The sequence below is a fragment of the Streptomyces sp. JB150 genome (assembly GCF_011193355.1).
In the GTDB taxonomy this organism is placed as follows: Bacteria; Actinomycetota; Actinomycetes; order Streptomycetales; family Streptomycetaceae; genus Streptomyces.
The window spans coordinates 1,087,163-1,093,802 of the sequence record NZ_CP049780.1; the positions used below are offsets into that span (position 1 = coordinate 1,087,163).

Sequence of the window (6,640 nt, forward strand, 5' to 3'; positions counted from 1 at the left end):
GTCTGGGGGAGGGTCAGATTCCCTGCCGGCTCGCGTAGAAGACCAGTCGGTACTTGCCGATCTGCACCTCGTCACCGTTCGACAGCGCGACCTGGTCGATGCGCTCACGGTTGACGTACGTGCCGTTCAGGCTGCCGACGTCGGCCACCGTGAACGAGCCGTCCGGGCCGCGCCGGAACTCCACGTGCCGCCGGGAGACGGTGACGTCGTCCAGGAAGATGTCGCTCTGCGGATGACGCCCCGCCGTCGTCAGGTCGCTGTCGAGCAGGAAGCGGCTGCCCGAGTTCGGCCCGCGGCGCACCACCAGCAGCGCGGAGCCCAGCGGCAGCGCGTCGACGGCGGCCTGCGCCTCCGGGGAGAGCGTCGGCATCGGCGTCTGACCGGTGGCCTCCGCGTCGTAGGCCTCGAGACCGCTGATGGAGATCGTGGAGGTCGTCTCGGACGGACGCTCCGCCCCCGCCCGCAGCGGCGCGCCGCAGTGGGAACAGAAGCGGCTGCTCTCCGCGTTGCGGTTACCGCACCTCGTACACACCAGGACCGACATGGACGGACCCTCCTGCCGCGGCTGCCCCGCCGGGGCATTGGACGCGTACGGGCCGGAGGAGAACCCTCCACCCGTACTTGAGGTCGACGGTTGCCCGAAACCTATGCCGCCGGACTGGGCAGGGTCAACAGACGGCGCGCCCTGACCTCCCGGAATGTCACCGCCCGGACCAGCCACCTGGTCCCGGAACAGCGGCCGCTGGCCCTCCGCGTCAGGCTGTGCGCGATGACGGGCGGTCGCGTTGCTGTCGCTGCCCTCTCGCGCGCTCTTGCCGAACAACTTCGCAAACAACTTCACGGGCGATTCCCCTTGACCGAAACAGACCCGCCCGTGGGGCAGGACGAACCCTGATTGCACACACTGGTCGAGCCGGACATCCTCACAACGTCCGTGTCCACCAGACAGTTTCCACCACGCACCACCCAATCGGTGCGCCGACCCCCCGCAACCTCATGCCCTCGCCGGACGTCAGCCATGCACCGCCGGTTCACTGGGAGGACGACCGAGCGTAGTCAGGTCGCTCCGCGGGTCGCAAGGCGTCGACGATGATCTTGTCGGACCGCTCGACGGTCACGGTGGCCTGCTCCTTCTCAAGCGTCTGCACCACGCCTCCAGGGATGTTCAGCGCCGGTTCCAGGTCCTGCGGCTTGCCGATGACCTTGAAACGATAGGGCGCGTTGATCTTGTTCCCGTCGACGCTCACGCTTTTGCCGGAATCCGTGAGGTAGGTTCCCGCGACCACCCGCACACCGTTCACCTGGATCGCCTCGGCGCCCGCCGCGCGCAGCTCCTGGATCGCGTCGAGCAGCATGTCCGCCTCGACCGTCCCCTTCGTGTCCTGGATCGTCATGGTGATGCCGGGGCCCTCCGCGGCCACCGTGCCCGCGAGGACGCCGAGTTGCCTCTCCTTCTCGATCGTCTGCCGCCGGGCCTCCTCGGCCTGGTTCGAGCTGTTCTCCAGCTCGTCCCGCTGCTCCTCGAGCCCCTGCTTCTCGTCTTCAAGACGCTCTGTGCGGTCATCGAGTTCATCGAGGATGCGGACCAGATCCTCCTGGCGCGCCCCGCGCAGGGCGCTGTCGCCGTCGCTGTTCGAGGCGACCTGCACGGCCAGCCCGAAGCCCAGCCCGAACAGCAGCAGCGCGACGATGAGTTGGGCACGGGTGACGCGCGGCGGCCACAGCCCCTTCACCAGGCGCTGCCGCCCGGTCAGCGCGGACTCGCCCGTCTCCTGCGGCTCGGCCGCCCGCGGCGCGGGGACCGGCACCTCCTCCGGCAGCTCCTTGCGCAGCCGGTTCTCGCCCGTCTCGTCCTGGGTGCTCATCGGCCTCACGCCCGGAACACGTGCCGGCGGATCGCCGCGGCGTTGGAGAAGATCCGGATGCCGAGCACGACCACCACGCCCGTGGACAGCTGGGCGCCCACACCCAACTTGTCCCCCAGGAACACGATCAGCGCGGCGACGACCACGTTCGACAGGAACGACACCACGAAGACCTTGTCGTCGAAGATGCCGTCGAGCATGGCCCGCAGACCACCGAAGACGGCGTCGAGTGCCGCCACGACGGCGATCGGCAGATAAGGCTCGACGACCGCCGGAACCTCGGGCCGGACCAACAGGCCGGCCACGACTCCCAGGACGAGGCCCAGTACGGCGATCACGATGTGCCCTTCTCAGTTCTCGGCTGTGCTGACTCAGTTCTCGGCTGCGCGGTGCGCACGGTGACACTCGGCGCGGCCGGAAGCCGGAGATCGTCCTCCACGGAGATGCCGGTCCGGATGCCGAAGTTCTCCTGCAGGGCATGCAGGTACAGCCCGTCCGCGCTGTTCTGGAACCGGGTGCTCAGCCGCTCCCCGTCCCCCACCGCGAGCACGGTGTACGGCGGCACCAGCGGCCGGTTGTCGACCAGTATGGCGTCGCCCGCGGCCCTGATCGCCGACAGGGCGGTCAGCCGCTGCCCGTTGATCGAGACGGCCTCCGCCCCCGACTCCCACAGCCCGTTGACCACCCGCTGCATGTCCCGGTCGCGCACCCGCCCGGTGTCGGCGAAACCGGAGGACCCGCGCGGATCCCCGTCCTCCCCGGACCCGGATCCCTTGGCGTCGTTCACCACGAGCTTCACGCCCGGCCCGTGCACCTCGGTCGCGCCCGAGAGGATGCCGATCAGCTCCCCCTGACCGTCCCCGCCGCTGTGCTTCAGCGCGGCCCGCCGGCGCGCGTCGACCTCGTCGCGCAGCTTGTCGACGGCGTCCTCCAGCTCGTCGGCCGCGTCGCTCTCCCGGTCGATGCGGTCGATCAGCTCCTCGCGCTCCTTGGCCACGGCGGGAGCGGCGACCCGCGCCTGCGCCGCGCCGACGGTGACCACGAGGGCCGCCAGGACCAGTCCGGCGGCGAGCCCCAGCCGGGCCCGGAGCGTCTTGGGCATGCCCCCGCCACCCGCGGCCCGCTTGCGCGCCGCCGCCTCGGCGTACCCGTCGTCGAGGCTGTGATCCATGACGTTGGTGAGCAGCGACATCGACGCGTCCGGACGCGCGGGCGGACGCGTCGACGTGCTCCGAACGGGGGGCTGCTGCGACATGCCGCACATCGTCGCACGTCGCGCCCGGTACCTCCGAACGGCCCCACCGGCGTGCCGGACAGGCCCCCTTCAGGGACACTTGTCCGGCACGCACGCGTGCGGGGCGTTTTACCGGCCGGCGCTCTCCACGACCGCCGACCACTCGTCGAGCAGGGCCTGGGCGGACGCGTCGTCCGGCCCCTCGGCCCACAGGTGCGTGACCGCCTCGGCAGGGTCGGGCAGCACCATCACCCAGCGCCCGTCGGCCTCCACCACACGGACGCCGTCGGTGGTGTCCACGAAGCGGTCTCCGGCCGCCTCGACGACCCGCCGCATGACCAGGCCCTTGACGGCCCACGGCGTCGCCAGGTCCCGCTTGAGGACGTGCGCCCGCGGAATCCGCGCGTCGATCTGGCTCAGCGTGAGCTGCGTGCGCGCCACCAGCCCGATCAGCCGCACGAAGGCCGCCGTACCGTCGAAGACGCTGCTGAACTCCGGAACGATGAAGCCACCCTTGCCGTCGCCGCCGAAGATCGTGGACTCCTCGGCCCCGACCCGCGTCAGATCATCCGGCGAGGTGGTGGTCCACTCGACCTGCGTCCCGTGGTACGCCGCCACCTGCTCCGCGATCCTCGTGGTCGTCACGGGCAGCGCCACCCGCCCGCTGCGCCGCTCGGCGGCCACCAGGTCGAGCATCACCAGCAGGGCCCGGTCGTCCTCGACGATTCGCCCCTTCTCGTCGACCAGCGACAGCCGCTCGCCGACGGGGTCGAACCGCACACCGAAGGCCGCCCGGGCGGACGCGACGATCTCGCCCAGCCGCATCAGCCCCTTGCGCCGCGCCTCCGCCGACTCGGTCGGCCTCGACTCGTCCAGACCCGGGTTGATCGTCAGGGAGTCCACCCCGAGCTTGCCCAGCAGGCTCGGCAGGACCAGACCCGCGCTGCCGTTCGAGGCGTCGACGACGACCTTCAGCCCGGACTCGGCGATGCCCGTCGTGTCGACGTTCCGCAGCAGCGACCCGGTGTACGAGTCGAACACACTCGCCGGGAAGTGCAGGTCCCCGATCTCACCCGGGAACGCCCGCCGGTACTCCTGCCGCGCGAACACCCGGTCGAGCTTGCGCTGACTGGCCTGCGACAGGTCCGCGCCCTGGCTGTCGAAGAACATGATGTCCACGGAGTCCGGCACCCCGGGCGTGGTCCGGATCATGATCCCGCCGGCGCTGCCTCGCGCGGTCTGCTGCCGCGCCACCGGCAGCGGTACGTTCTCCAGGTCCCGGACTTCAATCGCGCTGGCCTGGAGCGCGGAGATCACGGCGCGCTTCAGCGCGCGGGCACCACGGGAGTGGTCGCGGGCCGTGGTGACCGTCGCGCCCTTCTTCAGCGTGGTCGCGTACGCGCCGGCCAGCCGCACGGCCAGCTCCGGCGTGATCTCGACGTTCAGGATGCCGGAGACACCGCGGGCACCGAAGAGGTGGGCCTGGCCTCTGGACTCCCAGATGACCGAGGTGTTGACGAAGGCACCGGCCTCGATCGTCTTGAACGGATAGACCCGCACATTGCCCTGCACGATCGATTCTTCACCGATCAGGCACTCGTCACCGATGACCGCGCCGTCCTCGATCCGCGCGGCGCGCATGATGTCGGTGTTCTTCCCGACCACGCATCCGCGCAGATTGCTGTGCGGCCCGACGTACACGTTGTCGTGCACCACGGCCTTGTGCAGGAACGCGCCGCTCTTGACGACCACGTTCGAGCCCACGACGGTGTGCTCGCGGATCTCCGCGCCGGCTTCGACCTTGGCGTAGTCGCCGATGTAGAGCGGGCCGCGCAGAACGGCGTCGGGGTGCACCTCGGCGCCCTCGGCCACCCACACGCCCGGCGAGATCTCGAAGCCGTCGATCTCGACGTCGACCTTGCCCTCCAGGACGTCGGCCTGCGCCTTGACGTAGCTCTCGTGCGTGCCGACGTCCTCCCAGTAACCCTCGGCGACATAGCCGTAGATCGGCTTGCCTTCCTTCATCAGCTGCGGGAAGACATCGCCGGACCAGTCGACGGGCACATCGGGCTCGACGTAGTCGAAGACCTCGGGCTCCATCACATAGATGCCGGTGTTCACCGTGTCCGAGAAGACCTGGCCCCAGGTCGGCTTCTCGAGGAAGCGCTCGACCTTGCCCTCCTCGTCGACGATGGTGATGCCGAACTCCAAGGGGTTGGGCACGCGCGTCAGACAGACGGTGACCAGCGCGCCCTTTTCCTTGTGGAAGTTGATCAGGTCCGTGAGGTCGAAGTCGGTCAGGGCGTCACCGGAGATGACGAGGAAGGTGTCGTCCTTCAGCGCCTCTTCGGCGTTCTTGACGCTTCCCGCGGTACCGAGGGGCTTCTCCTCGTTGGCATAGGTGAGCTCCATGCCGAGCTCTTCACCGTCACCGAAGTAATTCTTGACCAGTGAGGCGAGGAACTGCACGGTGACAACGGTCTCGTTGAGCCCATGCCTTTTGAGCAGCCGCAGAACGTGCTCCATGATCGGCCGGTTGGCCACCGGCAGGAGCGGCTTGGGCATGCTTGAGGTCATAGGGCGAAGGCGCGTGCCTTCGCCGCCGGCCATCACGACGGCCTTCATGTCGGAAGCGTCCTCCTCGAAGAGACGACGGTACAGCCGACTTCACCCGTCCGAATTGTCCCGCACTTTTCCCCAGCGGGCCATCGCGCCGTTACGACGTTGGAATCGACGATCGACGAGCTCAATCGGTCAGGGCGTCCGCACGAACCAGACGGCGGACCTGTACCACGTAAAGAACTCCTGCCCACCAATACAGCGTTGTACCCCATCCGGCGAACGCCCATCCGAAAATAGCAGCGAGTGACGAGACCCATCCACTTCCGTCACTGAGCAGCAGCAGCGGGAAGGCATACATCAGGTTGAAGGTCGCAGCCTTCCCAAGGAAGTTCACCTGCGGCGGCGGATAGCCGTGGCGGCGGAGGATCCCCACCATCACCAGCAGAACCAGCTCTCGCGCCAGCAGTACGGCGGTCAGCCAGAGCGGCAGAATCTCACGCCAGGTGAGACCGACCAGGGTCGAGAGGATGTAGAGCCGGTCGGCCGCGGGATCGAGAAGCCGGCCGAGGCTGCTGATCTGGTTCCACCGCCGCGCCAGCTTGCCGTCCAGGTAATCACTGACGCCGCTCAGAGCCAGTACCAGCAGCGCCCAGCCATCGCTCTGGGGGCCGCCGAACTCGGGCCTGAGAATCAGCCACAGGAAGAGGGGCACGCCGACGAGACGCGCCATGCTGAGGATGTTCGGGATGGTGAGCACCCGGTCTGTCTGAACACGGGTCTCCTGGACCTCCACCCGGGGGCCTCCTGTGGGAAACGTACCAACGATGCCCCCCGACCTTACCTCAACACAAAAAAGCTCTGGCCCTCGGGCTGTATGCCCAAGAGCCAGAGCTCTAAAAGGAGTTCGGCGGCGTCCTACTCTCCCACAGGGTCCCCCCTGCAGTACCATCGGCGCTGTAAGGCTTAGCTTCCGGGTTCG

The 6,640-nt window shown here is 68.6% G+C and carries 6 protein-coding genes; all 6 read right to left on the reverse strand.

The features are described from left to right. Positions 1-13: 13 nt before the first annotated feature. Positions 14-970, reverse strand: a complete 957-nt coding sequence (locus G7Z13_RS05280; RefSeq protein ID WP_165996502.1) for an FHA domain-containing protein — start codon at positions 968-970, stop codon at positions 14-16. A gap of 61 nt (positions 971-1,031) precedes the next feature. Next, complete coding sequence (locus tag G7Z13_RS05285; RefSeq protein WP_165996504.1) at positions 1,032-1,865, reverse strand: DUF881 domain-containing protein; 834 nt, start codon at positions 1,863-1,865, stop codon at positions 1,032-1,034. A 5-nt stretch (positions 1,866-1,870) separates the two neighbouring features. Then, positions 1,871-2,203 carry a small basic family protein gene (locus tag G7Z13_RS05290; RefSeq protein WP_009343209.1) on the reverse strand — a complete coding sequence of 111 codons (333 nt, stop codon included), beginning with the start codon at positions 2,201-2,203 and terminating at the stop codon, positions 1,871-1,873. Continuing rightward, positions 2,200-3,129 (reverse strand): DUF881 domain-containing protein, encoded by a 930-nt coding sequence (locus G7Z13_RS05295; protein ID WP_165996506.1) that lies wholly within the window; start codon positions 3,127-3,129, stop codon positions 2,200-2,202. Before G7Z13_RS05295 ends, G7Z13_RS05290 begins: the two co-directional genes overlap by 4 nt. A 99-nt stretch (positions 3,130-3,228) precedes the next feature. Further along, positions 3,229-5,724 carry a mannose-1-phosphate guanyltransferase gene (locus G7Z13_RS05300; RefSeq protein WP_165996509.1) on the reverse strand — a complete coding sequence of 832 codons (2,496 nt, stop codon included), beginning with the start codon at positions 5,722-5,724 and terminating at the stop codon, positions 3,229-3,231. 121 nt (positions 5,725-5,845) lie between these two features. Beyond that, entirely contained in the window at positions 5,846-6,454 is a 609-nt protein-coding gene (locus G7Z13_RS05305) for a CDP-alcohol phosphatidyltransferase family protein (RefSeq protein ID WP_165996512.1), read from the reverse strand. Between the last annotated feature and the right edge of the window lie 186 nt (positions 6,455-6,640).

What these genes read in the sequence shown, in the direction of transcription:
- G7Z13_RS05285 (WP_165996504.1), bottom strand. Translation starts at nt 1,865, where the DNA reads ATGAGCACCCAGGACGAGACGGGCGAGAACCGGCTGCGCAAGGAGCTG.
- G7Z13_RS05295 (WP_165996506.1), bottom strand. Translation starts at nt 3,129, where the DNA reads ATGTGCGGCATGTCGCAGCAGCCCCCCGTTCGGAGCACGTCGACGCGT.
- G7Z13_RS05300 (WP_165996509.1), bottom strand. Translation starts at nt 5,724, where the DNA reads ATGAAGGCCGTCGTGATGGCCGGCGGCGAAGGCACGCGCCTTCGCCCT.